This window comes from Bacteroides muris (ex Afrizal et al. 2022) (assembly GCF_004793475.1).
In the GTDB taxonomy this organism is placed as follows: Bacteria; Bacteroidota; Bacteroidia; order Bacteroidales; family Bacteroidaceae; genus Bacteroides; species Bacteroides muris.
In genome coordinates this window covers 1-766 of record NZ_SRYZ01000122.1, presented here as the reverse complement: position 1 = coordinate 766, position 766 = coordinate 1, and the positions used below count along the sequence as shown (strand labels likewise).

Sequence of the window (766 nt, the reverse complement as noted above, 5' to 3'; positions counted from 1 at the left end):
CTGATTTACTGCAAGATATAACACTCAAAGACTTGGCATCATATCTGCAAATCACACCGACATACCTTAGCCGTATTCGCAAGGAAATCACTTTTGGCAAGAAATAAGACATGCGAAAAACAATCATCTGGCTGCAACTCTCAAACTGGTTTGAGAGTTGTTTCGTTTTATGCCCATACTTTTGCTGAAAAATTAAATGTTATGCAAGAACGACAAAACAATAGGCGGCTCTATTTCCAAGAGCTTGCCACAACAAGCAGAAAGTATTACCTGCCTTATATCCAAGCGCATAAAGCCATAAAAGCAGGTATGAATATTCTGGAAGTAGGTTGTGGTGACGGAGGTAACTTGCTGCCTTTTGCCGAAATGGGCTGCTGTACCGTCGGAGTGGATATAGCCGAAATCCGTATCAACGATGCCACGCGCTTCTTTCGGGAAGCCGGTGCAAAAGGTATATTTGTAACTTGTGATATAATAAAGTTCAATCATTCGGAGAACAGTTTTGACATCATCATCTGTCACGATGTGTTGGAACATATTTCTGACAAGGAGCAGTTTTTGGCTGGATTGAAAAGATTTCTATCTAAAGACGGTATTATATTCTTCTCCTTCCCTGCTTGGCAAACACCGTTTGGTGGGCATCAGCAGATTTGTAGAAGTTGGTTAGCTTCACATTCACCTTTTATTCATTTACTGCCGAAATTGCTCTATGTAGGTTTTCTTCGATTGTGTAACGAAAAACAAGAAACGATCAAAGAGTTACTAA

Annotated in this window: 1 protein-coding gene; it reads left to right on the top strand. The window is 40.2% G+C overall.

What is annotated here, in order from left to right:
* Positions 1–93: 93 nt before the first annotated feature.
* On the top strand, positions 94–766 hold a 673-nt coding region (locus E5355_RS19135), incomplete at its 3' end, for a class I SAM-dependent methyltransferase (RefSeq protein WP_246867013.1).